At 70.7% G+C, this 24,168-nt stretch carries 32 protein-coding genes; 13 read left to right on the top strand and 19 right to left on the bottom strand.

The window, feature by feature from the left end:
* Position 1: 1 nt before the first annotated feature.
* From NH2_RS15865 to NH2_RS15855, 3 genes are all read right to left on the bottom strand, one after another.
* Positions 2-805, bottom strand: coding sequence for an SDR family oxidoreductase (locus NH2_RS15865; RefSeq protein ID WP_067654280.1), 804 nt, complete (start codon positions 803-805; stop codon positions 2-4).
* A gap of 213 nt (positions 806-1,018) precedes the next feature.
* The gene (locus tag NH2_RS15860) at positions 1,019-1,210 is read right to left on the bottom strand and encodes a ferredoxin (protein ID WP_067654278.1); all 192 of its coding nucleotides are present in this window, start codon (positions 1,208-1,210) and stop codon (positions 1,019-1,021) included.
* On the bottom strand, positions 1,207-2,676 hold the full coding sequence (locus NH2_RS15855; protein WP_084505587.1) for a cytochrome P450: 1,470 nt from the start codon (positions 2,674-2,676) through the stop codon (positions 1,207-1,209). The genes NH2_RS15860 and NH2_RS15855 overlap by 4 nt, the downstream gene beginning before the upstream one ends.
* Before the next feature lie 104 nt (positions 2,677-2,780).
* Here NH2_RS15855 and NH2_RS15850 point away from each other — a divergent pair, with 104 nt between their 5' ends.
* On the top strand, positions 2,781-3,452 hold the full coding sequence (locus NH2_RS15850) for a TetR/AcrR family transcriptional regulator (protein ID WP_067654276.1): 672 nt from the start codon (positions 2,781-2,783) through the stop codon (positions 3,450-3,452).
* A gap of 82 nt (positions 3,453-3,534) precedes the next feature.
* On the opposite strand, the gene NH2_RS15845 is transcribed toward NH2_RS15850, so the two are convergent.
* Positions 3,535-3,984 (bottom strand): MarR family winged helix-turn-helix transcriptional regulator, encoded by a 450-nt coding sequence (locus NH2_RS15845; RefSeq protein ID WP_067654273.1) that lies wholly within the window; start codon positions 3,982-3,984, stop codon positions 3,535-3,537.
* 24 nt (positions 3,985-4,008) lie between these two features.
* Positions 4,009-4,917, bottom strand: a complete 909-nt coding sequence (locus NH2_RS15840; RefSeq protein ID WP_067654271.1) for a bile acid:sodium symporter family protein — start codon at positions 4,915-4,917, stop codon at positions 4,009-4,011.
* A gap of 566 nt (positions 4,918-5,483) precedes the next feature.
* Between NH2_RS15840 and NH2_RS28235 the strand changes: the two genes are divergently transcribed.
* Positions 5,484-7,037 carry an ImmA/IrrE family metallo-endopeptidase gene (locus NH2_RS28235; RefSeq protein ID WP_084505586.1) on the top strand — a complete coding sequence of 518 codons (1,554 nt, stop codon included), beginning with the start codon at positions 5,484-5,486 and terminating at the stop codon, positions 7,035-7,037.
* On the opposite strand, the gene NH2_RS15830 is transcribed toward NH2_RS28235, so the two are convergent.
* Complete coding sequence (locus NH2_RS15830) at positions 7,038-7,358, bottom strand: hypothetical protein (RefSeq protein WP_067654267.1); 321 nt, start codon at positions 7,356-7,358, stop codon at positions 7,038-7,040.
* Positions 7,359-7,686: 328 nt separating this feature from the next.
* Between NH2_RS15830 and NH2_RS15825 the strand changes: the two genes are divergently transcribed.
* Positions 7,687-7,941 (top strand): hypothetical protein, encoded by a 255-nt coding sequence (locus NH2_RS15825; protein WP_067654265.1) that lies wholly within the window; start codon positions 7,687-7,689, stop codon positions 7,939-7,941.
* A 52-nt stretch (positions 7,942-7,993) separates the two neighbouring features.
* Here the strand turns inward: NH2_RS15825 and NH2_RS15820 are convergent, their stop codons facing one another.
* Entirely contained in the window at positions 7,994-8,404 is a 411-nt protein-coding gene (locus NH2_RS15820) for a nitroreductase family deazaflavin-dependent oxidoreductase (RefSeq protein ID WP_067654263.1), read from the bottom strand.
* A 137-nt stretch (positions 8,405-8,541) separates the two neighbouring features.
* On the opposite strand from NH2_RS15820, the gene NH2_RS15815 reads away from it, so the two are divergent.
* Positions 8,542-8,757, top strand: coding sequence for a DUF8691 family protein (locus NH2_RS15815; RefSeq protein WP_067654261.1), 216 nt, complete (start codon positions 8,542-8,544; stop codon positions 8,755-8,757).
* 3 nt (positions 8,758-8,760) lie between these two features.
* Here the strand turns inward: NH2_RS15815 and NH2_RS15810 are convergent, their stop codons facing one another.
* Positions 8,761-10,236 (bottom strand): flavin-containing monooxygenase, encoded by a 1,476-nt coding sequence (locus NH2_RS15810; protein ID WP_067654259.1) that lies wholly within the window; start codon positions 10,234-10,236, stop codon positions 8,761-8,763.
* A gap of 69 nt (positions 10,237-10,305) precedes the next feature.
* On the opposite strand from NH2_RS15810, the gene NH2_RS15805 reads away from it, so the two are divergent.
* On the top strand, positions 10,306-11,313 hold the full coding sequence (locus tag NH2_RS15805) for an AraC family transcriptional regulator (RefSeq protein ID WP_067655656.1): 1,008 nt from the start codon (positions 10,306-10,308) through the stop codon (positions 11,311-11,313).
* Between the two features lie 54 nt (positions 11,314-11,367).
* Here the strand turns inward: NH2_RS15805 and NH2_RS28230 are convergent, their stop codons facing one another.
* The 3 genes from NH2_RS28230 to NH2_RS15800 form a co-directional block, all read right to left on the bottom strand.
* A complete protein-coding gene (locus NH2_RS28230; protein ID WP_084505584.1) occupies positions 11,368-11,541 on the bottom strand; it encodes a CsbD family protein in 174 nt (57 codons plus the stop codon).
* 9 nt (positions 11,542-11,550) lie between these two features.
* Positions 11,551-11,706, bottom strand: a complete 156-nt coding sequence (locus NH2_RS29245) for a DUF6131 family protein (protein WP_169811498.1) — start codon at positions 11,704-11,706, stop codon at positions 11,551-11,553.
* Between the two features lie 67 nt (positions 11,707-11,773).
* Positions 11,774-12,214 carry a hypothetical protein gene (locus NH2_RS15800; protein ID WP_067654257.1) on the bottom strand — a complete coding sequence of 147 codons (441 nt, stop codon included), beginning with the start codon at positions 12,212-12,214 and terminating at the stop codon, positions 11,774-11,776.
* 139 nt (positions 12,215-12,353) lie between these two features.
* On the opposite strand from NH2_RS15800, the gene NH2_RS15795 reads away from it, so the two are divergent.
* The 5 genes from NH2_RS15795 (at position 12,354) to NH2_RS29415 (ending at position 15,461) form a co-directional block, all read left to right on the top strand.
* Positions 12,354-12,818 (top strand): MarR family winged helix-turn-helix transcriptional regulator, encoded by a 465-nt coding sequence (locus NH2_RS15795; RefSeq protein WP_067654255.1) that lies wholly within the window; start codon positions 12,354-12,356, stop codon positions 12,816-12,818.
* Positions 12,815-13,195, top strand: coding sequence for a DUF5313 family protein (locus tag NH2_RS15790; RefSeq protein WP_067654253.1), 381 nt, complete (start codon positions 12,815-12,817; stop codon positions 13,193-13,195). The genes NH2_RS15795 and NH2_RS15790 overlap by 4 nt, the downstream gene beginning before the upstream one ends.
* A gap of 69 nt (positions 13,196-13,264) precedes the next feature.
* Positions 13,265-13,933: a phosphate signaling complex PhoU family protein gene (locus NH2_RS15785; protein ID WP_067655653.1), complete on the top strand. Its 669-nt coding sequence runs from the start codon at positions 13,265-13,267 to the stop codon at positions 13,931-13,933.
* A gap of 140 nt (positions 13,934-14,073) precedes the next feature.
* The gene (locus tag NH2_RS15780; RefSeq protein WP_245650597.1) at positions 14,074-14,865 is read left to right on the top strand and encodes an HNH endonuclease family protein; all 792 of its coding nucleotides are present in this window, start codon (positions 14,074-14,076) and stop codon (positions 14,863-14,865) included.
* Positions 14,838-15,461 carry a hypothetical protein gene (locus NH2_RS29415; RefSeq protein WP_174552838.1) on the top strand — a complete coding sequence of 208 codons (624 nt, stop codon included), beginning with the start codon at positions 14,838-14,840 and terminating at the stop codon, positions 15,459-15,461. Before NH2_RS15780 ends, NH2_RS29415 begins: the two co-directional genes overlap by 28 nt.
* On the opposite strand, the gene NH2_RS15770 is transcribed toward NH2_RS29415, so the two are convergent.
* The gene (locus NH2_RS15770) at positions 15,458-17,488 is read right to left on the bottom strand and encodes an MDR family MFS transporter (RefSeq protein ID WP_067654251.1); all 2,031 of its coding nucleotides are present in this window, start codon (positions 17,486-17,488) and stop codon (positions 15,458-15,460) included. The two genes, NH2_RS29415 and NH2_RS15770, sit on opposite strands and share 4 nt — an antisense overlap.
* Before the next feature lie 121 nt (positions 17,489-17,609).
* On the opposite strand from NH2_RS15770, the gene NH2_RS15765 reads away from it, so the two are divergent.
* The 3 genes from NH2_RS15765 to NH2_RS15755 are packed head-to-tail and all read left to right on the top strand — an operon-like array spanning position 17,610 to position 19,295.
* Positions 17,610-18,485 carry an oxidoreductase gene (locus NH2_RS15765; RefSeq protein WP_067654249.1) on the top strand — a complete coding sequence of 292 codons (876 nt, stop codon included), beginning with the start codon at positions 17,610-17,612 and terminating at the stop codon, positions 18,483-18,485.
* 49 nt (positions 18,486-18,534) lie between these two features.
* Complete coding sequence (locus NH2_RS15760; protein ID WP_067654247.1) at positions 18,535-18,936, top strand: transcriptional regulator; 402 nt, start codon at positions 18,535-18,537, stop codon at positions 18,934-18,936.
* A 59-nt stretch (positions 18,937-18,995) separates the two neighbouring features.
* Positions 18,996-19,295, top strand: coding sequence for a DUF3817 domain-containing protein (locus NH2_RS15755; RefSeq protein ID WP_439951760.1), 300 nt, complete (start codon positions 18,996-18,998; stop codon positions 19,293-19,295).
* 138 nt (positions 19,296-19,433) lie between these two features.
* Here NH2_RS15755 and rdgB read toward each other — a convergent pair whose 3' ends face one another.
* The 7 genes from rdgB to NH2_RS15720 form a co-directional block, all read right to left on the bottom strand.
* Positions 19,434-20,042, bottom strand: coding sequence for an RdgB/HAM1 family non-canonical purine NTP pyrophosphatase (rdgB, locus tag NH2_RS15750; RefSeq protein ID WP_067654243.1), 609 nt, complete (start codon positions 20,040-20,042; stop codon positions 19,434-19,436).
* 2 nt (positions 20,043-20,044) lie between these two features.
* Complete coding sequence (gene rph, locus NH2_RS15745; protein ID WP_067654241.1) at positions 20,045-20,818, bottom strand: ribonuclease PH; 774 nt, start codon at positions 20,816-20,818, stop codon at positions 20,045-20,047.
* Between the two features lie 44 nt (positions 20,819-20,862).
* Positions 20,863-21,627, bottom strand: coding sequence for a cyclic nucleotide-degrading phosphodiesterase (locus NH2_RS15740; protein WP_067654239.1), 765 nt, complete (start codon positions 21,625-21,627; stop codon positions 20,863-20,865).
* A gap of 71 nt (positions 21,628-21,698) precedes the next feature.
* A complete protein-coding gene (locus NH2_RS15735) occupies positions 21,699-22,367 on the bottom strand; it encodes a rhomboid family intramembrane serine protease (protein ID WP_067654237.1) in 669 nt (222 codons plus the stop codon).
* A gap of 41 nt (positions 22,368-22,408) precedes the next feature.
* Positions 22,409-23,371, bottom strand: coding sequence for a PLP-dependent cysteine synthase family protein (locus NH2_RS15730; protein ID WP_067654235.1), 963 nt, complete (start codon positions 23,369-23,371; stop codon positions 22,409-22,411).
* 4 nt (positions 23,372-23,375) lie between these two features.
* Positions 23,376-23,654, bottom strand: a complete 279-nt coding sequence (locus tag NH2_RS15725) for a MoaD/ThiS family protein (protein ID WP_067654233.1) — start codon at positions 23,652-23,654, stop codon at positions 23,376-23,378.
* A gap of 25 nt (positions 23,655-23,679) precedes the next feature.
* Positions 23,680-24,093: a M67 family metallopeptidase gene (locus NH2_RS15720; protein ID WP_067654231.1), complete on the bottom strand. Its 414-nt coding sequence runs from the start codon at positions 24,091-24,093 to the stop codon at positions 23,680-23,682.
* Positions 24,094-24,168 lie beyond the last annotated feature (75 nt).

Genomic DNA, 24,168 nt, shown 5'->3' with positions numbered 1-24,168 from the left:
CTCAGCGCTTCAGGCCGTGCGCCCGCGCGGTGATCCGGTGGATCGCCGCCGCGGGCAGCAGCCTGCGCAGCGCGAAGACCAGCGGGGCCCGGCTTCCGGTGGCGTACAGCGGCTTCGGCCGCCTGGCCCGCGCCGCCTTCAGGATGAGCGCGGCCACCTGCTCGGCCGGGATGCCGTTCTGCTCGTTGTGGTCCAGCTTGGTGATCATGGTCCGGTAGTCGGCCAGGTGCGCCGAGTCGGCGGCGATGTAGGCGGTGCGGCGCTCGCCGATCCCGGTGGCGATCGAGCCCGGCTCCACCGTGCTGATCGCCACCCCGAACGGCGAGACCTCCAGCCGCGCCGCGTGCGCGAAGCCCTTGAGCGCGGCCTTGGTCGCCACGTACGAGGAGCGGTAGGCCAGCGGGAAGCTCGCCAGCATCGAGCCGACCATGAGCACCCGGCCGGAGCCGCGCTCGCGCATGCCGGGCAGCACCAGCTGGGTGAGCCGCACCGGGCCGAGCACATTGATCGCGAAGAGCCGGTCGAGTGCGTCGGCGGGCAACTCCTCCAGCGGCCCGGACTGGCTCTCGCCCGCATTGTTGACCAGCACGTCCACCGTGCCGAGGCCGGCGCCGAATGCCTCGACCGACTCCCGGTCGGCCAGGTCGAGCGCGCGGTACTCCACCCCGTCGATCCGGTTCGCCGCCGAGATCCGCTCGGGATCGCGGCTGGTGCCGATCACCGTGTAGCCGTGCGCGAGGAACAGGGCCGCGGTGGCGCGGCCGATCCCCGACGACGCTCCGGTGATGACGGCGATCTGGGACATCCGAACTCCTCGTTCCGCGAACGCCCGCACAGTCGGGCGCGGGACACCCCGACCCTAGCCGAGCCGAATCCCCGCGCCGAGCGCCGCGCGGCGCGGGGAGCAGCGGCCGCGCGCGACGCCGAATCCCGGCCCTCCGCCTGCGCTTCGGCCGGCCGTGGCGCAGCCACAGCGCGCCCCGCCCGGCACGGCGGGCGGCGTTCCCCGCAGTGCGGATCACTCCAGTCGCAGCGCCGCCATCGGACAGCTGTCCACCGCCAGCCTGGCATTCTCCAGATCGGCGGCGGCCAGCTCACCGGGCGTCACGATCACCGCGTCGTCGTCGCCGACCCGGAAGAGCTCCGGCGCCACCGCCTCGCACATGCCGTGCCCCTCGCAGCGCTCGGTATCGGCGATCACCCTGGTCACGGCAGCCGCTCCAGCCGGATGGGGAGCCCGTCCGCCGGGGTGGGGCCGGTGGTCGGCACCATGGGCGGCACATACCCGGCAGGCACCGACCAGCGGTAGCTCAGCAGCATGCGGTGCAGCACCGCCTTGACCGTCATCCCGCCGAAATAGAGCCCGATGCACTTGTGCGCGCCGCCCCCGAAGGGCGGCCAGGCGAAGCGGTGCGACTTGTCCTCGCGCCGGCCGTCGACGAAGCGCTCCGGGTCGAAGGTATCCGGGTCGTGCCAGAACTCGGCATTGCGCATGAGCCCGAACGGCCCGGTCATCACCAGCGTCCCCTTCGGCACGAAATGGCCGCAGAGCTCGGTGTCGGAGGTGGTCTCGCGGGCCTGCTGGCCGACCGGCGCCCACATGCGCAGCGCCTCGCGGAAAGCCAGATCGAGCGAGGGCAGCTTCTCCAGGTCGGCGTAGTCCAGCGAATCCTTGCCCAGCGCGAGCGATTCCGCGCGCACCCGCTCCTGCCACTCCGGGTGCCTGCCCAGTTCGTAGATGAGCATGGCCGAGGCGATGGTGCTGGTGTCGTGCGCCGCCATCATCACGAAGATCATGTGCTCCACCACCTCCTCGTCGGTGAAGGCGTGGCCGTCGGTGCTGCGCGCCCTGGTGAGCACGCTGAACAGGTCGGCGCCATCGCCCGCGCGCTTGGCAGGCAGCTCGCTGCGGAAGTACTCGGCGAGCGTGCGCCTGCCGCGCAGCCCGCGCGCCCAGACCCCGCCGGGCACATTCGCCCTGACGATCGCCATGCCGCCGTGCACCGCGTCCTCGAAGGCGTGCTCCAGCCGGTTCGCGATCGGGCCGAGCTCGGCGCCGGCGAAGACCGCGGTGGCCTGCTGCAGCAGCATCTTCTTGATCGCCGGGTAGACGTGGAACCGCGAGCCGGGCTCCCACTCGCCCACCCCGCGCTCCAGCAGCGGCGTGGTGAGCGCCAGGTACCCCTCCAGCCGGGGCCGGGTGAAGGCCTGCTGCATGATCCGGCGGTGGTGCAGGTGGTCCTCGAAGTCGCGCAGCATGAGCCCGCCGCGGAAGAACGGGCCGATCAGGTACTCCCAGCCGCGCTCGGCCGACATCACCTTGTTCCGGTCGAGCAGCACCGCCTCGAAGGCGGCCGGGCTGCCGACGAAGACCACCTTGCGGCCGAGCACCCCGACCCACTGCACGTCGCCGAAGCGGTCGTACCGCTGCCTGCCGAAGCCGAGCGGGTCGACGATGGAGTGGAAGGTGTAGCCGATCACCGGCGGGCCGAAATCCCCGAGCACCGGTTTCAGCCCGCTGCCCGGCGGCGGCTCGGCGAGCGGACGCACCCGGCTCGGCAGCCGGTCGGCCAGCCGCACCGCGGCCCGCTGGAACCGGAAGGCGGCCCTGGCGCGCGCGTGGCGGTACTTCTCGGCAAGACCGTCGACGGTCGGCGGGGCGAGCAGAAGACTCATGGCCGGTCATCCCTTCGCGTCGTTGCGAACAGGTCAGACGATATCGGAAACACCCGTTTCCGTAAACGATTGTTTCCCAATTGGTGCTATGCCAAGCTGGCGTGATGACCCGCGCATCGACCGGCACCTACCGCGGCGCCTCCTCGGAGGAGCGCCGCGAGGATCGGCGCAATCGGCTGCTGGACGCCGCGCTCGCCATTATCGGGACCAGGGGGCTCGCCGCGCTCACCGTGCGCGGGGTCTGCGAGCGGGCCAAGGTCGGCCCGCGCTTCTTCTACGAGGCCTTCCCCGACCTGGACGCGCTCGCCGCCGAGCTGCTGCTCGGCATCCAGCAGGCCGGGCTGGACCGGGCCCGTCAGGCCATCGCCGAGACCTCCGCCGACCCGGAGGCCAGGATCAGGGCCGGGGTCGCCGCGCTGATCACCGAGCTCACCGACGACCCGCGCCGGGCCAAGATCGTCTTCGCGCAGGCGTACGGCAGCGAGGCGCTCATGCGCAGCCGCTTCGACGGCATGCGCCGGGTGGCCGAGGTGATCATCGAGCAGACCAGAGTGGTGCTCGACCTACCGGAGGGCCAGGACGCCGCGGTCGCCGTCACCTCGCAGCTGATCACCGGCGGCGCCGCCGAGCTGGTGCTGATCTGGCTGGACGGGCAGCTCGAGGTGGACCGGGACGGGCTCATCGACCTGCTCGCCGACTTCGCCGTCGACATGCTCGCGCGCATCCCCGCTTTGGCCGAGCGGTTGCGGACGACGAAGAAATTCGCCGCCTCCTAGGCTCCGGTCCGGCCGGACGCACGGCGGCGCTGGATGGGACTACGGAACGGGACCCGGCGGCCAGGTCCCGGTGCGCGACCGCTCAGAGATCCAGTTCGGTCCGGTTGACGATCCGGGTCAGCTCCTTCAGCTGGTCACGGAAGCCGATGAGATCCCCCTGCTGCATGCCGCTCGCACAGGCGATCCGCTCCGGCACCGCGGCCGCGCGCTCGCGCAGCGCGGCGCCCGCCTCGGTCGGCGCGACCAGCACCGAGCGCTCGTCGGCGGCGGAGCGCACCCGCGCCACCATTCCGCCCGCCTCCAGCCGCTTGAGCAGCGGCGAGAGCGTGCCGGAGTCCAGGTCCAGCGCTTTTCCGAGCTCCTTGACGGTGACCGTGCCGCGCTCCCAGAGCACCAGCATCACCAGGTACTGCGGGTAGGTGAGCCCCAGTGGCTCCAGCAGCGGCCGGTACAGCCGGGTGACCGCGCGGGACGCCGAGTACAGCGCGAAGCACAACTGCTGATCCAGTGCCAGCGCATCCGTCCGCGACATCCCGCACCACCTCCTGCTACGAAGTTAGCGAGCCGGTCGATTGCGGGCAATCAATTGTGCGCGGGATCGCGGTGCCGGATTCCGCTCCGACCGCGCGCTCCGCACCGAGATCAGCCACCCCGCGAGCAGCGCGAGCGGCACCGAGACGACGCTGTAGACCCCCGCGGGCACTGCCGTTCGGAGGTCGCCGAGCACACTCACGGCAATCGTCATGGCCAGCGCGCTGTGGTGGATCCCGACCTCCGTGGCGCAGGCCAGCGCCTGCGGCCGCGGCACCCCGGCCAGCGCGGGCACCAATAAGCCGAGGCCGAGGGCAATGGCGCAGAGCGCCAGGATCAGAGCCCCGACCTCGGCCAGGTACCCGCCGATCTCACGGCGCTCGACGATCAGCGCCGCCACCGTGGCCACGGCGAGGAAGCCGAGCGCGAGCACCCGCACCGGCCGGTCCAGCCGAGCGCCCCACCCCGGCCGGACCGCCCTGGTGAGCATCCCGGCCAGCACCGGGAGCAGCACCATCGCGAAGACCTGGAGCAGCTTGCCGGATTGCAGCCCGAGCCGCTCTTGCCCCGCGGGCGCGAAGTACGCCAGCGCGAGGTTGGCGACCACCGGCAGGGTCACCATGGCCGGCAGCGAGTTGATCGCCGTGAGCGTCACGTTCAGCGCGACGTCGGCGCGGAAGAGGTGGCTGAGCAGGTTGGCCGTCGCGCCGCCCGGCGCCGCCATCAGCAGGACGACCCCGACCGCGGAGGCGGGAGCCAGGCCGGTCGCCACCACCAGCCCGAAGGCGATGGCGGGCAGCACCACCAGCTGGCAGCCGAGCGCGACCAGCACAGCGCGCGGGTACCGCACCACCCGGGTGAAGTCGGCGACGGTCAGCGACAGCCCGAGCCCGAACGTGATCAGTGTGAGCACGATCGAGAGCAGCGCGGTCACCGGCCACGACCCCGTGCCGACCTCCCGCCCTACCGGCGGTTTGCGCCGACGGCGGTCACTCTAGATCCGCCTGTAGGCGGCCGGCGTGCCACCAATCCTGGGGCGGTCGAGAACTGGATTCGCAGCGGCCTTGGAATGAAGAACAACTCGATGAAACCACAGCGTGTTAACATGTTTCGAAATTCAATCGCAATAGCACCAAGCCATCGCAATAGCGATTTTCGAGTGAGGGGAGTATTTGTTGGTCGACAAATATGTCTCGAATCCGCGCCACAAACACCCGTGGCAGCCGGGCGCCAGGGGCACACTATGCCCCCGCGAAGTCGATGGCACCGCATTGTTCGAGTCCGCAACTGTCGATCCGCGAAATCCCGGTAAGAGATACAACACCGATGGAACACGAGCATACTGCGCGCATCCCGATATAAAGAATTACGACGCGGAGACGGTCACAGCTGTCAACTGGCACGGATTCCCAGTCGAATGGCGCGCTGTACCTCCGAAAATAATCAAGAAGTGGTACGAGGAAGGTCGAATTAAATCGATGAAGATGCGAGGGGGCTAGCATGTCATCGCTGTACTGGCGCTACCTGGCGGGGAACACCGCAGAATTCGCTGTAGAATTCTCCCTGATCGAAGACGACATCGACGACTGGATGGTCGATCCGGAAACCAGGAATTCCTGGGGGTCATTCGCTATGTGGGTGGACGGAGTAAACGTCTGCGATCACGTGTCTCAGGGCGAAAATATCCGTGCGACACACTGGTATCTGCTGCCGATAGCCGAGTGGTTTATCGCCAATTGGGATCCAATTCTTCACGAAGAGCGGATGCCCAGTTCCTCCATCGACGCGGCATCGTCGGCGAGACGTTCGAACATCGCGTCTTATTCGGAACCCGATGAACGATGGCTCGAATCCGCCGAGAAAGCCTACCAATGGGAAGAACGCCACAGCTTGCGTTTCGCAGCCCCCGGAGCCATACTCCCCGACCTCTTCATTCGACGGTACGGCGATTCGATAGAGTTCTCGACTGGATTGGAGCCACCCGCAGGTGATTCCTCTGGAGTCAAGTTCTCATGCGGCAGTATTTCTTCCCGGATATCGGCCGCAAATATCGCAGAAATCCTATTCGATGGAATCGACTCGTTGCTCCGCAAACTTCTGACCACCGACGCGGCGCAGTCGGATACCTATCGAGAACTTCTCGCAAGTCTGCATTCCGTTCGATCGGCTGCACGGAAGCCACACCGTGTCGCATGGCTCTCCGGCGCAGGCGAGAGAATTGAACAGTTCAGCGAGCTGTGGCAAGAAGTTCACGATGCTTTGCAACACGAAGGCAGCGAGGCGTTCTTCGGAACGACTCTCGACCACCCGATAAGCGATGAAAGCCTGGTTGCGACTGCGCCGCTAGCGGCGCTGCTCTTCGGATCGCTGTCACCCGAGATCACGGCGGAGGATGTTGTCGGCCTCTACAGGTCGGCCATCGAGACACACGTCAGGAAACCGGTTGCGGATAAACTCGCGGAACTCGGTAGAACTCTAACCGAGGAGCCGATCATCGGTCTTACTCCGGGCGAAGCCGGGAGCATTCTCGGTGAGCAGGCCTGGCGAATTCTGTCCAGCCGCGGCGCGAGCTCTCACCCTGTTCCAATCGAAGATATAGTCACACAGGCAGGAATTTCTCTGGGGAGGCTCGATCTCAGTGATCACAATATTCGCGCGGTGAGTATCGTTTGCTCCGATAAATCGGCACAAATAATGTTGAACGGCGCCTATCGCCCCGGCAGAACAGTCGCGATCGAGCGATTCACCCTGGCACACGAACTGGCACATCTGTTGCTGGACCAAGAGCGTGCCGCCCAGTTCGCGGTTGCCAGCGGACCGTGGGCGCCTCAGGACATCGAACAGCGCGCCAATGCGTTCGCAGCCTCCTTCCTCATGCCCGTCGAGATACTCGACGCAGTACTTCCCGCACCGGCAGACCAGCTCGAATCTCGTGAACTCCGGGAAGTGGCACGCATCCTCGGCGTGAGCTTCACCGCCCTGGCGAGGCGCCTGCAGAACCTCGGAAGAATTACTCTGGAAGATACCGAGAGACTGGTCGAGACGCTGGGCTGATCAGTTCTTGGGCATTCGCGCGGTGCCGATGGTGGCGTCGGCGAGGAAGTCCGCCGGGCTCACCCCGAACCGGGACTCGATCAGGGTGAGCGCCGAGGCCAGCGCGCCCGCCGAATCCCGCCCGACCACGATGGACTGGGCAGGCGCCGCCGTGGCCCGGTCGACCGCGAGCCGGCACCAGTACCCGGAGCCGCGCACCGGCGGGATCGGCGCCGGTCTGCCCACCGTCACCGCCACCGGTTCCCCGGCCACCAGCAGGTTTCCGGTCACGAGCACGTCGTGGCGCGGCTCCGCGGGTGCGGCCCGGTCGCTGTCGGTCATCGGTGTCGGTTCCTTCCCTCGGCGTTTCCCGGATGGTCGCCGAGCGGCTGCCCGGGGTCATGGACCCGGCGGGCCTGGCAACCTCGACCAGAGTTACCCAGTGCCGTCGGATTCCAACCGGGATCGCGGCCGGGTGTGCGGTGAGATTGCCGGGGACGCCGTTCCGGCCCTCTGGTTCGCCGGGCGCAGAGCCCGGCGCCGCGCAGCGAAGCTCGGCCGGCCCGGCCGCGGCGACCCGGTCCGTTCCTGCCCCTAATCGGCCCCGAAACGTTCCGTTCGCCCGAGGTGTGCTGCTAGATTTCGCTGGCTCGAATCACGAAGGGACACAATGCGAAACGCACTCCTCCTCGGCGTCGCCGGCGCCGCCGCCTCCGCCCTCCTCGCCGCCGCGGCCCCGGTCTCGGCCGCGCCGCAGTCCGGCTGCCACGCCTCCTACCGCCCCTGCGTGCCGATCACCTCGGACGTGGACTGCGCCGGTGGCAGCGGCAACGGCCCCGCCTACACCGGCCGGGTCGAGGTCATCGGCCCCGACGAGTACGACCTGGACCGCGACGGCAATGGAATCGGCTGCGAGAACAGCTGATCCGAAGACGGCGAAGGCCCGCCCGGCCGGGCGGGCCTTCGTCGCGCTCGGGTCAGGCGCGCTCGAGCACGACCACCGGGATCACCCGGTCGGTCTTGGTCTCGTACTCGGCGAAGCCGGGCATGAGTTCGACCAGCTTGCCGTAGAGCCGGTCGCGCTCCGGGCCGCTCTCGATCGGGGTGGCGACGGCACGGAAGGTCTCGGTCCCGAGCTCCACCGTGACCTCGGGGTTCGCCCTGACGTTGTGGTACCAGTCCGGGTTGGTGTCGGCGCCCGCCTTCGAGGCGGCGATCACCAGCCGCTCCCCGTCCCTGGCCAGCGCGAGCGGGCTCACCCGCTGCGCGCCGCTCTTCGCCCCGGTCGTGGTGAGCAGCAGCAGCTCGGCCCCCTCGAAGGGCCCGCCGACCCTGCCCTGGTTGGCCCGGAACTCGGCGATGATCTTCGTGTTGAAATCCTCGGCCACAGCCGCTCCCTCCGATCGCAGGTGCGCGGGTCCGCGCGAACCCGAGGCTACCGGCCCACGATCTCACCCGCTCCGGGTGACGCGGCGGCGCGCCGGGCGCGGCAGGCTTCGGCGCACGGGACCCGGCGGAAGGAGGGATGGTGACCGCGCTGCGCTACCAGTTCATCATCGACGGCGAACTCTCCGAGCGCGCACTCGCCGCCTTTCCCGAGCTCACCGCCTCCAACCGGGCGCCGGGCGCGGTGACCGCGCTCTACGGCCCGGTCACCGACGCCGCCGCGCTGCGCGGCCTGCTCGCCAGGATCGACGCGCTCGGCCTCACCCTGCTCGAGCTGCGGCAGATGCCGGACTGACGCTCAGACCCGCGCAGGCACCTGCGGCCGCACCGGGCGCAGCGTCTTGCTCAGATCGGTGCGCAGCGTGGTGGCCGAGTCGAGCAGGTAGTTCTGCCGCACCTTCCACGGGTGCCGGTCGCCCTGCCGCGGGAAGTCGCCGATCGAGCGCTGGATGTAGCCGGAGGCCAGATCCAGCAGCGGCTGCTCGCCGAGCTCGCCCGCGGGCTCCGGCACCACCGCCGCGTACCCCCTGCGGTCCATGAAGTTCAGCACCTTGCAGATGAGCCGGGAGGTCAGGTCGGCGCGCAGCGTCCAGGAGGCATTGGTGTAGCCGATGCAGACGGCGAAGTTCGGCACCCCGGTGAGCATGGTGCCCTGCCACACGTACTGCTCGGGCAGGGCCACCTCGACCCCGTCCACCGCGGGCGCGATGCCGCCGAAGGCGAGCAGCTCCAGCCCGGTCGCGGTGATCACGATGTCGGCGGGCAGCACCCGGCCGGAGGCCAGCCGGATGCCCTCCGGCACGAAGCGCTCGATGCGGTCGGTGACGACCTCCGCCCTGCCCTTCTTCATGGCCTTGAAGAAGTCGGCGTTCGGCGCCGCGCAGAGCCGCTGGTCCCAGGGGTCGTACTCCGGGGTGAAGTGCTCGGCCACCAGCTTCTCGTCGCCGAGGATACGGGTGGTGAGCCCGGTGAGCAGCGTGCGCGCGGCCTCGGGGCGGCGCCGGCAGTACTGGTAGAAGCCCATGCTGAAGAGGATGTTCTTGGTGCGGATGAGCCGGTGCGCGAGATCGGCGGGGAGCGTCGCGCGCAGCTTGTCGGCGATCTTGTCCCGGCCGGGCACCGCGCTGATCCAAGTGGGGGTGCGCTGCAGCATGGTGACCGACTCGGCGTCCGCGGCCATGGCGGGCACCAGCGTCACCGCGGTGGCGCCGCTGCCGATCACCACCACCCGCTTGCCGGTGTAGTCGAGCCGCTCGGGCCAGAACTGCGGGTGCACCACCTGCCCGGTGAAGTCTTCGCGCCCGGCGAATTCCGGCGCGTGGCCGCGGTCGTAGTTGTAGTAGCCCGCGCAGCTGTAGAGGAAGCCGCAGGTCACCGTCGCCTGCGTGACGTGGCCGTCGGCGTCGGCGCGCTCCAGCGTGAGCGTCCAGCGCAGCTCCGCCGATGACCAGTCCGCGCCGATGACCTTGGTGCCGAAGCGGATGTGCCGGTCGATGCCGTACTCGTGCGCGGTCTCGGTGATGTAGCGCAGGATGGCGGGCCCGTCCGCGATGGACTTGGCGTCGCGCCACGGCTTGAAAGGGTAGCCGAGGGTGAACATGTCCGAATCCGAGCGGATCCCCGGGTAGCGGAAGAGGTCCCAGGTGCCGCCGAGCGCCCCGCGGGCCTCCAGCACGGCGTAGCTCTTGCCGGGGCACTCGGTCTGCAACCGGTACGCGGCGCCGATTCCGGAGAGTCCGGCGCCGACGATCACGACGTCGAGGTGTTCGGTCATGGTCCCAGTCTGCCCGGGATCGCCCGGGCGTTCTTGCTTTTACGCGACAAATATTTGATCCTGGACGACATGTCCGTCATTCGCTCCGCCGGCCTGCGCGGTTTCCGGGCCACCGTGGCCGAGCTGGGCGGCGATGCGGAGGCGCTGGCCGCCGCGGCCGGGCTGCCCACCGCCGCGCTCGACACCGACGACATGCTGGTGCCGGACACCGCGGTCGCCGCCGTGCTGGAGCTGGCCGCGCACCGGCTCGGCTGCCCCGACCTCGGGCTGCGCATCTCCTACCGGCAGGACCTGGACATGCTCGGCCCGCTGGCGCTCGCCATCCGCAACTCCCCGACGCTGGCCGGGGTCATGGAGTGCACCACGCGCTACCTCTTCGTGCACGCCCCCGCGCTCAGCCTCGGCCTGGAGCCGGACCCGTACGGCGACGAGCACGTGGTCGCGCTGCGCTACCAGGTGCGCACCGACGACCTGCCCACCCCGGTGCAGGGCACCGATCTCGGCCTCGGCTTCGTGCACCGGGCGCTGCAGCGGCTGGTCGCCCCGCGCTACGGGCTGCGTTCGGTGGAGCTGCCGTACCGCCCGCCCGCGCCGCTCGCCGCCTACGAGCGGTTCTTCGGCGCCCCCGTCCAGCCGGGGCGGCCCGCCGCGCTGCTCCGGGTGCCGCGCGGGCTGGAGTCGCGCTCGCTGGCAGGCGGCGACGAGACGCTGCACCGGCTGGCCATGGCCTTCCTGGCCGCGCAGACCGCGGGCGACGGCGCCGCCGCCGCACCCCGGGTGCGCACCACGGTCAGACAGCTGCTCGGCACCGCCCCGCCGGAGATCGGCGTGGTCGCCGAGCTGCTCACCGTGCACCCGCGCACCCTGCAGCGCAGGCTGGCCGCGGAGGGGACGAGCTTCGCGGCGATCCTGGACGAGGTGCGGCGCGAGCAGGCACACCGCTACCTGACCGGCACCGCCATGCCGATGAGCCAGATCGCCTCGCTGCTGGGGCTCGCCGAGCAGGCCACCCTCACCCGCTGCTGCCGCCGCTGGTGGGGCAGCACCCCGACGGCGATCCGGCGGGCGCGGGCCTGACCACACGAAAGCGGGGCGGGTGCGGAATCCGCACCCGCCCCGCTCCGGGGTGGATCAGCGCCGGAAGGCGTCCCGCACGGCCGAGGCCGCGCGCTTCAGGTTGCCGGTCGCCTGTTCCCTGCGCCCCGACGCCTCCAGCCGGCGATTGCCGACCGCGCGTCCGAGCACCTTCTTCGCGTTCCCCCGGGCGGCTTCCACCCGGTGGGCCACTCGATCCTCGAAGGCCATGGCGCCGGGTTAGAAGTAGTGCTTCCGGCCGCCGACCGGGCGGCCCACCGAACCGGCGATGAGCAGCACGGCGCCGACGAGCAGCACCACGATGCCCGCGGTGGTGAGCAGCGGGATGCCGAGCAGCCAGCCGACGAGGAGGAGAATCAGGCCGAGAACAATCATTTTCCTGTCCTTACTTCGTTCTGCGGATGAGGGGTTGGATGGACGCGAGTCGCAGCGCTCGCGGCCGTTACTTGCTCGCGGTGGCCGCGCCGGATCGGTTGAGGAAGCGGTTCCAGCTCCACGAGGGTTTCTGGCTCGGCGCGGAGGTCTGCACCGGAGCGGTGGTGGCGGCCGGGGTGGCCGTCACCGGGACCGAAGGCTGGGTGGCGGCGAGATCCTTGCGGGCCGCGGCCACCTCCTTGCGGGACTGCCGTAGCTCACGGCGAGCCAGCATCGCGCGCCTGCTGGCGAACCAGGAGCCGCCGACCACCAGCACGAAGCCGAACATCCCCAGGGCGCCGAGCACGATGCCGTCGAAGAACAGCAGCCCGCTCGACCCGGAGAAGTGGTAGTCGAAGACCGTGAAATCGCTGGCGAGGTAGTGGTTCTCGCCCGTATTGGCCACGGTTCCGGCGACGCCGACGATCACGGCGGCGACCAGGACGAGCAGCCCGATGAGAATGATCATGACACTTCCTGCTGGTGTCGAGTTTTCCTACAGCCCAGCTATTCCCGGCTTTTGCCGGACCAAACTGCACCAATTTCAAATCTGCGACTTCGCGCACAAATAGTTAGTGCACGAAGCATTCGTGTACTAAAATCGCAGCATGAACGCAGTCGAGGACCCGCTCCGCCTGGATCGGCAGGTATGTTTCGCGCTCGCCGTGGCCAATCGCTCGGTACTTGCCGTGTACCGGCCACTGCTGGAGCCGCTGGGGCTCACCCATCCGCAGTACCTGGTGATGCTGGCGCTGTGGGGCGAGGCGCCGATGTCGGTGAAGACCATCGCCGAAGCGCTGCAATTGGATTCCGCCACGCTCTCGCCGCTGCTCAAGCGGCTGGCGGCCGCCGGGCTGATCAGCAGGGACCGGGATCCGAGGGACGAGCGCACGCTGCTGGTCGACCTGACCGCGCAGGGCCGCGCGCTGCGGGCCCGCGCCGAGGAGATCCCGCCCGCGGTGGTGCGCGGGCTCGGCGTGAGCCTGCGCGACCTCGAGGAACTGCACGCCGCCCTGACCCGGGTCAACGCCGCCGCGCTCGGCGCCGCGGCTTCCAGTGCGGAGCACCCGTGACCCGCGAACCCCGCCGCCCCGGCCCGATCCGCTGGATCGGCTACGCCTTCGGCCGCCGCCTGCCCGACTCCATGCGCGAGTGGGTCCGCCGCGACCTCACCGGCAGGCACGCCGCCGCCAGGCACGTACTGCGCGGGCTTGTCCCGTTCACCCCGCTATACGCGGCCTTCCTGCTTTTCCCCGGTGAACTCTGGCTGCGCGGCGCCATGGTGTTGCTCGCGCTGCTGCTCGCCCTCTTCTATACGGTCGCCTTCATGCCCATGAACCGGGCACACCGGCTGGCGAAGCACGGCTTCCCGCCGGATCTGCGGAATCCGGCGCGGGCTCGCCGCGAGGATGCCGACCGCGCCAGGTACGCCGCGCGCTACGGCCGCTGACGCGCGGAGCGGGAGCGGCGCGCCAGCGACGATCGACCGCACCGCCCCGAGTGCGCGAGAATGCAGCCCGTGCGAACCCAGTTCACCCGCGAGCTCGTCGCGTTGACCCAGGATCTGACGCAGATGTGCCGGCTCGCCCACGACGCCGCCGAGCGCGTGACCCACGCGCTCGCCGACGCCGACCTCACCGCCACCTACGAGGTCTTCGCGCTGGACGAACAACTCCAGAAGATGTACGCCGCCTGCGAGGCCCGCACCGTCGTGCTGCTCGCGCTGCAGGCGCCGGTCGCCCGCGACCTCAGGCACGTGGTGACCGCGATCCAGATCGCCGGTGAACTCTCCCGGATCGGCAGGCTCACCAGCGGGGTCGCCGACCAGGTGTACAGGGCGCACCCGGAGCACGTCGCGGCAGGCCCGGTGGCCGCGACCATCGGCGCCATGGGCAGGCTCGCCACCGAACGCACCGCCATCGCGGTGGAGGGCGTCGCCAACGGCCGCCCCGCCACCGACCACGCCGCCGCCGTCACCGCGATGCGCGCCCTGCACGGGCAGCTGCGCACCGAGCTGGCCGGCGCCGCCGACCGGCCCGTCGGCGCCGCCATCGATCTCGCGCTCCTCGGCCACAACCTGGAACGGTGCGTCGACCACACCGGCCGGATCGACCGGCTCATCCGCTTCCTGGAGACCGGGGTGCCGCCCACCGCCCAGGGGGAGCCGGGCGACACGCCGGGCGAATAGGGCGGTTGCCCCGAATTCACCCCGGCGCCACCCGATTCCACACCGTAACCCCCGGTGTGCGGTACCTCATATGCGACAATCGCATTCGTCCACCGCGTCGCCGAGTACGGTGGCGCGGTTCGTGGTTCGACTCCGGTTCGGTGGGTATCGTGGTGAATTTGTCTCCTGTTCGGCGCGGTGCGCGCCGGGCGTTTGCCGTTGTCGTCCCGCTCCTGGTGGCGGGGGTGCTGAGCGGCTGCACCGCCACCGAGCAACCCGGCGTGCCCGGCACGCAGGGCAGCGGCCCGGTCTCCTCGGCCGGAATCCCCGCCGCCGACGCCAATGCGCTGCTCGGGCAGTTGCAGGTCGCGCCGGAGGCCGCGATGGCCGGGTACGACCGGGACAAGTTCCCGCACTGGGACACCGCCCCGCTCGACCACGGCTTCGGGCCGCAGTTCTCGCAGTACGCCAAGTGCACCACCCGCGACGTCATGATGCTGCGCGACGCCAGCGGCCCGGTCAGCCTGGACCCCAAGTCGTGCAAGCTCAGCATCGGCAAGGACGGCGGCTGGCGCGACCACTACGGCGTGGTCGACCGCAAGACCGGGAAGCTGAAGCCGTACGCCTTCATCACCGATCCCGCCAAGGTGGATGCCGAGCACATCGTGCCGCTGGCCGAGGCGTGGCGTTCGGGGGCGGGCGCCAAGGACCTGGACACCAGGCGCGCAATCGCCAACGACGCAACGAATCTCGTCGCCTCCGACCCCACCGCGAACCGCTCCAAGGGTGACCAGGACGTCTCCAGTTACCTGCCGCCCGGCGAGTTCCGCTGCACCTACGTGGTTCACTACCTGCAGATCAAGGTAAAGTACGGCCTCACCGTCGACGGCGAGGAGCAGGCCGCGCTGCGTACCGCGATCGACGATTGCGTCAGCCGAGGAGGGTTCGCATAACCGACATCGTCGCACTGGAGAGCAGGGCCGCCATCCTCACGGAGGAGGAGGGAACGGTCTCGGGCGAACTCGATCTCTCGCTCGACGAGAGCGGGCACGGGTTGGTCCGCTACCGCGGGACCGAGAAGTGGTACCGGATCGGGAACCTCGATGCCGAGCCGCCCTGCACCTGGGTCGATCTCGCCGCGCTGGTCAGCGCCGTCAACGCCGCGCTCGGCGAACGTGATTTCGCCGGGAACGTGATCCCCTTCGAAGCGCCTGCCGCCGGTCCGGACGATCCGGTCGGCGGGTCGTCGGCCCCCGACGGGGGTTCGGATGGCGCGGCGGCGGATGCGAGCGCGGCCGCCCCCGCCGAGGGCGGAGCCGACGCGGCGGCCGCGCCGGAGGCGAACCCGGCTCCCGCCGATGCGGGAACCCCGGCGGCTCCCGCCGACGGCGGAACCGAGGCTGCGGCCGCGCCGACGGCGAGTCCAGACGGCGGAGCCGACGCGGCTCCGGCGACGGGCCAGGGCAGCTCACCGTTCGCCGGAGCCTCAGGTCAGGGCTCGGTGACCGCCGACGAGCCCGGGAAACCCCACGCGGGCGAGCAGAACTAGACCCCGACCGCTTCCCGCTCGCGCATCCCCTCGTCCAGCAGCTTCGTGGCGATACTGTCCATGGCCTGTGCCAGCAGCGCCCGATCCGCGGGATCATCGGCCGACCAGTCGTCGAGCCGCGCGTCCAGCCACCGCCGCCACGCCTCCCGAATCCGATCCACCTCCCCCTGCCCGCGCGCGGTCAGCAGCAGCCGGGTATCGCCCAGCGCCAGGTACCCCGAGTCGATCAGCTCGGTGAAGACCGGCTCCAGCACCTCCTCCGGCACGCGGTGCGCGACCGCGATCGCGCCCAAGGTCGCCTCCCCGCGGTACCGCCGCAGCACGTACACCTGCCCGAGCGCCCACGCCTGCCCATGCCCGAGCCCGCTCCCGGCGGCGGCGAGCAGCTCGGGAGCGACCGGCCCGGCGGCGCGCGCCCGGCGCAGCGCCGTCCCGACCTCGCGCTCCAGCAGCGCCACCCGATCGTCCGGCCCCGGCATCGAGAACCCGTCCCCCACATCGCCCGCCGCCGCCTTGGCGCTGTCCCGCAGCGGCACCTCCTTCAGGAACCAGGCGATCACGAACCCGGCCAGCGCCACCGGCACCACCCAGCGGAAGACGTGGTCGAGGGCGCCGGCGTAGGCGTCGATGATCGGCGCCGCCTGCTCGGCGGGCAACCGCCGCAGCAGCTCCGGGTTCTCCGCCGCCTCGGCGGGCACCCCCGGGCTCGCGGCGAGCGCGTCCGCCAGCCGCGCGCTCAGCTCGTTGCTGTAGAGCGTGCCGAAGACGGCGGTGCCGAAGGCGCTGCCCAGGGTCCGGAAGAAGGTGACCCCCGAGGTCGCGGTCCCGAGCTGCGCGTAGGGCACGGTGTTCTGCACCACGATGGTGAGCACCTGCATGGCCAGCCCGATCCCGAGCCCGAGCACCAGCATGGAGAGAGACTCCCGCAGCGTGCTGGTCCCGCGCCCCATGGTCGACATGAGCAGCAACCCCACCGCCATCAGCGCGGTACCGGCGATCGGGAAGAACCGGTACCGCCCGGTGCGCCCCACCACCTGCCCGGAGATGATCGAGGTGAGGAAGAGCCCGGCCACCAGCGGCAGCGTGCGCACCCCGGAGGCGGTCGCGCTCACCCCGTCCACGTACTGCAGGTACGCGGGCAGGTAGGTCATGGCGCCGAGCATGGCGAAGCCGACGATGAAGCTGAGCAGCGAGCACACGGTGAAGACCCGGCTGCGGAAGAGCGCCATCGGCAGCACGGGCTCAGCCGCCCGCAGCTCCACCGCCACGAACCCGGCCAGCAGCAGCACCGCGAGCACGAAGAGCCCGATGATCTGCCACGACCCCCACGGATACTCCTGCCCGCCCCACTCCAGCCCGAGGATGAGCGCCGAGACCCCCACCGCGACCAGCGCGATCCCGGCGTAGTCGATGATCGGCTTCGCCATCGCGCGCACCCGCGGAATGCTGCGCGCCGCCACCGCGATCATCAGGATCGCCAGCGGCACATTGACGTAGAAGCACCAGCGCCAGCTCGCGTGGTCGGTGAAGAGCCCGCCGAGCGTCGGCCCGACCACCGTGGTGACGCCGAAGACCGCGCCGAGCGCGCCCTGGTACTTGCCGCGCTCGCGCAGTGGAATGGTGTCCGCGATCAGCGCCATGGAGGTGACCATGAGCCCGCCCGCGCCGATCCCCTGCACCGCCCGCGCCCCCACCAGCAGCGCCATCCCATTGGCCAGCCCGGCCACCATGGACCCCGCGATGAAGATCAGCGCGCTCAGCTGGAAGACCAGCTTGCGGCCGAAGAGATCGCCGAGCTTGCCCGCCAGCACCGTGGCGACCGCCTCGGCCAGCAGGTACGCGGTGACCACCCAGGCCATGTGCCCGGCCCCGCCGAGATCGGCCACGATGGTGGGCAGCGCGGTCGAGACGATGGTCTGGTCCAGCGCGGCCATGAGCATGCCGAGCACTACGGTGCCGAAGACAACCCTGGTGCGCGCCCGGCTCAGCGGCTCCGCCGAATCGGCGGCGGCAATGGCACCGTTCATCGGGTCAGTATGGGACTTCCCTGCGCGCCGGGGCCCGCAGCGACACGGCAGCGAACACAGCGGCGGGCGGCGCGCGCGGGGTCCGGGCACCCCGTCTGAGCAAGTGTGCCAAGGTGGCCCCATGGCGTGGAAACCCTCACAGATCCCGGATCAGACCGGGCGCACCGTCGTGATCACCGGAGCCAACGGCGGCATCGGCACCGAGGCCACCAAGGCGCTCGCCGCGAAGGGCGCGACGGTGATCATGGCCTGTCGCAGCGCGGAGAAGGCGAAGGCGATCGCCGGGAAGATCGGCGGCGACGTCCGGGTGGCGCAGCTGGACCTGGCCGACCTCGCCTCGATCCGCGGCTTCGCCGAATCCACCGGCGACTTCGACGTGCTGATCAACAATGCCGGGCTGATGAACATCCCGTTCTCCCGCACCGCGGACGGCTTCGAGACCCAGTTCGGCGTGAACCACCTCGGCCACTTCGCGCTCACCGCGCTGCTGCTGCCGAAGATCAGGGACCGGGTGGTCACCGTCTCCAGCGTCGCGCACAAGCAGGCGAGCAGGCTCCGGGTCGACGACCTCAACTACGAGCACCGCCGCTACCGGCGCGGCGCCGCCTACTCCCAGGCCAAGCTCTCGAACCTGATGTTCGCCAGGGAGCTGCAGCGCAGGCTGGCGAGCAACGGCTCGGGGGTGCGCTCGTACGGCGTGCACCCCGGGGTCTCGGCCACCGAACTCTTCACCCGCACCGAGACCCCGCTGGACCTGGTGAGCAAGCCCTTCATCCGGCTGGTCGGGCACTCGCCGCGGCATGCGGCGGAGTCCACGCTCTTCGCCGCCACCGAGCCGGATGCCGATCCGAACACCTACTGGGGCCCGACCTGGCTCTTCCAGTCCCGCGGCCCGGTCGGCCCGTGCCCGTCGACCAAGCTCTCCCGCAATGCCGAGCTGCAGCGCAAGCTGTGGGAGGAGTCGGAGCGGCTGACCGGGATCAGCGCCGTGCTCTGACCGGGAACTGCCCTACGTCGGCTGTAGTAGAAGCGGGTACCGTGGGAGCGTGCCCGCTTCGCCCCCGCCGGACCGCCCGGCCCACAACCGCCCGGCGCTGATCGCCCTCGTGGTCGTGGCCGCGCTGGCCTGCCTCGCGCTCGGCTGGTGGCAGTGGGAGCGGTTCGAGTCGGCGAGCGGCACCGGGCAGAACCTCGGCTACGCGCTGCAGTGGCCGCTCTTCGCCGGGTTCGCGGTGTTCGCCTACTTCCGGTTCGTGCGGCTGGAGCGCGGTGCCGGGGAGGACGCCGACACCGCGCCCGCGGGGCCGAGCGTGGCCCGCGAGATCCCGGCGGGCATCCTGCCGGAGCGGCCCGTCGCCGCCAGGGACGACGATCCCGAGCTCGCCGCCTACAACAGCTACCTCGCCGAGCTGAATCGCCCGGCCACCCCCGACAGGAGCGCCGGTTGACCACCAGTGAGAACCCCGCCGAGACCCGTCCGGCGAAGCGCCCGGCCGACGCTCGCACGATCGCGGGCGCGCTGCTCCGCTACCGCGTGCTGGCCTGGGCCACCGGCCTCTGGCTGCTGCTGCTCACCGTGGAGATGATCGCCAAGTACGGGTTCGGCGCCGACACCCCCAGCTGGATCGCCATGGTGCACGGGTGGGTGTACTTCGTCTACCTGCTCTGCACCGCCGACCTGGCGGTCAAGGTGCGGTGGCCGCTCGGCCGCACCGTCGGCACGCTGCTCGCGGGCACCGTCCCGCTGCTCTCGTTCTTCGTCGAGCACCGCAACGCCGTCCAGGTGAAGCGGGACTTCGGGGTCTGACCCCGGCCCCGGCGGCCGCGCGCAGCGCTTGCCGGTGCCGCGCCGTCCGGCCGGTGCGGGACGCCTCGGCGGGCGCGGCATTCGGTCGCTACCCGGCCGGATCGAGACGACGCGTCAGCGGGCGCGGTGTACCCCGCGCTACTCGGCCAGCGCGGCCAAGGCCGGAAGCAACTGCCGCAGGGCACGCCCGCGGTGTGAGACGGCGTCCTTCTCGGCGGGGGTGAGCTGGGCGGCCGACCGCCCGTCGCCCTCGGGCACGAAGAGCGGGTCGTAGCCGAACCCGTGTTCCCCGAGCGGTTCCCTGGCGATCCGCCCCGGCCACTCGCCGCGCACCACCGTCTCGGCGCCGTCCGGCGTCACCAGCGCGCAGGTGGAGACGAAGCGCCCGCCCCGCCGCTCGTCCGGCACATCCCCGAGCTGCGCGAGCAGCAGCGCGTTGTTGGCCGCGTCGGCCCCGTGCCCGCCGGACCAGCGCGCGGAGAGCACCCCGGGCATGCCGTTCAGCGCGTCCACCTCGATACCGGAATCGTCCGCGACGCACGGCAACCCGGTCGCCGCGGCGCCGTCGCGCGCCTTGGCCAGCGCGTTCTCCTCGAAGGTCGCGCCGGTCTCCGGCGCCTCCGGGTACTCCGGCACGTCGGCCAGCCCGACGATCTCGACCCCGGCCACCCCGGCCTCGTCCAGGATGCGCCGCAGCTCGATCAGCTTCTTGGCATTGCGGCTGGCGAGCAGCACCCTGCGGGCCACGGCTACCTCCGCTTTCCGGTCTCGGCGCGGGCGGGCAGGGTGCCGGGGTAGGGCTCGGCGAGCGCCGCCTTCTGCACGGCGAAGAGCTGCTCGCACCCGGCCAGCGCGGAGTCCAGCAGCTTGTCCAGGGTGGAGCGCGGGAAGGTGGCGCCCTCGCCGGTGCCCTGGATCTCGACCAGGGTGCCGGTGTCGGTGGCGACCACGTTCATATCCACCTCGGCGCGCGAATCCTCCTCGTACGGCAGGTCCAGCCGGACCCGGCCGTCGACGACGCCGACGCTCACCGCGGCGATGCCGCAGGAGATGGGCTGCGGATCGGCGAGCGCACCCGCCGCGCCGAGGTAGGTCACCGCGTCGGCCAGCGCGACGTAGGCGCCGGTGATCGCGGCAGTGCGGGTGCCGCCGTCGGCCTGCAGCACGTCGCAGTCGACGGCGATGGTGTTCTCCCCGATGGCGGCGAGGTCGATGCAGGCGCGCAGCGAGCGCCCGACCAGCCTGCTGATCTCCTGGGTGCGGCCGCCGACGCGGCCCTTCACCGACTCCCGGCCGCTGCGGGTGTGCGTGGCCGCGGGCAGCATGGCGTACTCCGCGGTGAGCCAGCCGAGGCCGCTGTCCCGGCGCCAGCCGGGGACTCCCTCGGTGACGCTCGCGGTGCACAGCACCCGGGTCTGGCCGAACTCGACCAGCACCGATCCCGCTGGATGCGTGGTGAATCCGCGGGTGATCCTGACCTCGCGGAGCTCGTCGTCCGCCCTGCCGTCCACTCGTCTCGACACGGGGGTCAGCCTAACCGCACCCGGCGTACCGCCCTCCGGCGGTGCTACAGATCGAAGGTCTCCCCCGGCGCCACCGCGTGCACCGCCCCGCTGAACTGCGCTTTCGCCTCCGCGATGACGTCCTCCCGCGATGTCCACGGCGGGATGTGGGTGAGCAGCAGCTCCTTCACCCCGGCGCGGGCCGCGATCAGCCCGGCCTCGTGCCCCGAAAGGTGGATGCCGGGCGGCCGATTCGCGGGGTCGTGCGTCCAGGACGCCTCGGACATCAGCACGTCGGCGCCTTCGGCCAACTCGAAGACCGCGTCGCAGACCGCGGTGTCGCCGGTGTAGACGAAGACCTTGCCCTCGGCGGTGGTGATGCGCAGCCCGTAGGACTCCGGCGGGTGGTACATCCGGCGCGCCGAAATCGTATGGCCGGAGCCGAACTCGACGACCTCGCCCTCCTGCCAGGCGCGGTGGTCGATGACATCGGACCAGTCGTCGGTCTCACCGCCGACCTCGGCCGAGGCATTGCCGATCCGCAGCGCCGAATCCGACGGCCCGCGCACGATGGCGCGGCCGACCGGCGGCGTCGGGTGGTAGCGGCGCCAGACCAGCAGTCCGGGCAGGTCGAGGCAGTGGTCCGCGTGCAGGTGCGTCAGGAAGATGTCGACCGCACCGGGATCGGCGTACTTCTGCAGCGCGCCGAGCACGCCTGGACCGAAATCGATGACCGTCGGCGTCATGTCCGGGCCGGTCAGCAGATACCCCGACGCTGGGGAGTCCGGGCCGGACACACTGCCCGAGCACCCGAGGACGGTAAGGCGCATGCCCCCATGCTGCCACGACGTTTCACCGGTCACGACGGGATCCCCCAAACTCTCGCGGGTGTGCGACGTGGTCACCGGGGGCCTGCGAGCGGGCGCGGATCCGCTGCGCGTCGGCGACGACGTTCGTCACCGGAGAGTACCCAGCCGGCGACCACACCACCCACGGCCCCGAACAGATGGCCCTGCCAGGAGATCATCGGCTGCCCCGGCAGCACGCCCCAGAGCAGCGAACCGTAGATCGCGAAGACCACCAGCCCCACCACGATCTGGGTGAGGTTGCGGGCGAACCAGCCGCGCGAGATGAGGAAGGTGAGCCAGCCGAAGACCAGCGAGGAGGCGCCGATGTGCACCGTGCCCGCGCCGCCGATGAGCCAGGTTCCGGCGCCGGCGATCAGCCAGATGAGGGCGGTAGCGGCCAATCCGCGGCCGATCCCGGAGAGCAGCGTCAGAAAGCCGAGGATCAGCACCGGCAGCGTATTGCCCATCAGGTGATCCCAGTTGCCGTGCAGCACCGGCGCCCAGAGCACGCCCCAGAGCCCGTCCGGGTCGCGCGGCCGGATGCCCTCGCTGTCCAGGTCGACGCCCTGCAGGCTGTCCACGCCCTCGATGCCGTAGAGCAGCGCGACGAAGCCGAGCATGAGCGCGGCCGCCTGGGCCCAGAGTTTGCCGATCATCGCGACCGCGCGGGAACCGACCGGTGTGCTGTTCGGCGGATACCCCGAACCAGGACCGACGACCATGGCACCTCCTGCGCTAGCCCTGGTATCGAGGGTACCGGGGTTCAGGCCCAGAGCTGCCCCTCCAGCCGTTCTTCCGCCTCCTCGAGCGTGCCGTCGTAGGCGCCGGTGGAGAGGTACTTCCAGCCGCCGTCGCAGACCACGAAGGCGATGTCCGCGCGCGTGCCCGCCCGCACCGCCTTCCGCGCGACGCCGAGCGCCGCGTGCAGGATGGCGCCGGTGGAGATGCCCGCGAAGATGCCCTCCTCCAGCACCAGCTCCCTGGTGCGGCGCACCGCGTCCAGCGGGCCGACGGAGAAGCGGCTGGTGAGCACGGTTTCGTCGTACAGCTCGGGGATGAAGCCCTCGTCGATGTTGCGCAGTCCGTAGACCAGCTCGCCGTAGCGCGGCTCGGCCGCGACGATCTCGATGCCTGGCACGTGCTCGCGCAGGTAGCGCCCGGTGCCCATGAGCGTGCCGGTGGTGCCGAGCCCGGCCACGAAGTGCGTGATCTCGGGCAGGTCGGCCAGGATCTCCGGACCGGTGGTCTCGTAGTGCGCGAGCGCGTTGGCCGGGTTGCCGTACTGGTAGAGCATGACCCAGTCCGGGTTGGCCGCGGCGATCTCCTTCGCCTTGGCCACCGCCTGGTTCGAGCCGCCGGCCGCGGGCGAGCCGATGATCTCGGCGCCGAACATGGTGAGCAGCTGCCTGCGCTCCACCGAGGTGTTCTCCGGCATGACGCAGACCAGCCGGTACCCCTTGAGCTTGGCCGCCATGGCCAGCGAGATCCCGGTATTGCCGCTGGTCGGCTCCAGAATGGTGCAGCCGGGGGTGAGCCTGCCGTCCGCCTCCGCCTGCTCGATCATGCGCAGGGCGGGGCGGTCCTTGATCGAGCCGGTGGGGTTGCGGTCCTCCAGCTTGGCCCAGAGCCGCACCGGCTGCTCGCCCTCCCACTGCGGCGAGAGGGTCCGCAGCCCGACCAGCGGGGTGTCGCCGAGCGTCGCGATGAGCGATTCGTACCGTGCCACCGGATCAGCGCGCGCCGCCGGCCACGGCCGGGAGAATGGTGACGCTGCCGCCCGCGGGCACCTCGGCCGCCAGCCCGCCCGCGAAGCGCACGTCCTCGTCGTCGACGTAGATATTGACGTAGCGGTTCAGCTTGCCGTCGGTGAGCAGCCGCTCGGACAGCCCGGGGTGGTTCGCCTCCAGATCGGCGATGAGCGCGGCGAGGGTGGCGCCCTCGGCCTGCACGCGCTTCTCGCCGCCGGTGAGGTTGCGCAGGATGGTCGGGATGGACACGGTTACCGGCATGGCTTCTCCTCGGGGTTGAACGGGTTCAGTAGGCGTCGACGACCCGCACCGGCTCCTCGGTGACCTCGCCGGAGAGGATGCGGTAGCTGCGCAGCTCGTGCTGCTCCGGATCGCGGGTGGAGATCAGCACGTAGTGCGCGTTCGGCTCGGAGGCGTAGGAGATGTCGGTGCGGCTCGGGTACGCCTCGGTCGCGGTGTGCGAGTGGTAGATCACCACCGGCTCCTCGTCGGCGTCGTCCATGGCCCGCCAGACCTTCAGCTGCTCGCCGGAGTCGAAGCGGTAGAAGGTGGGCGAGCGCTCGGCATTGACCATGGCGACGAAGCGCTCCGGGCGATCCGACCCCTCGGGGCCGGGAAGCACCCCGCACGCCTCGTCCGGGTGGTCGGCACGGGCGTGCGCCACCATCGCCTCGACGAGGTCGGCCCTGATCACCAGCACGACAACACCCTTCCCGCGACAACGCACTCGACAACCAGCCAGCTTATTCGGCTATTCCCGCCCTGGCCGCTCCGC

Source organism: Nocardia harenae NBRC 108248 (assembly GCF_001612885.1).
GTDB classification, from domain to species: Bacteria; Actinomycetota; Actinomycetes; order Mycobacteriales; family Mycobacteriaceae; genus Nocardia; species Nocardia harenae.
This window is presented reverse-complemented; position numbering and strand designations above follow the sequence as displayed.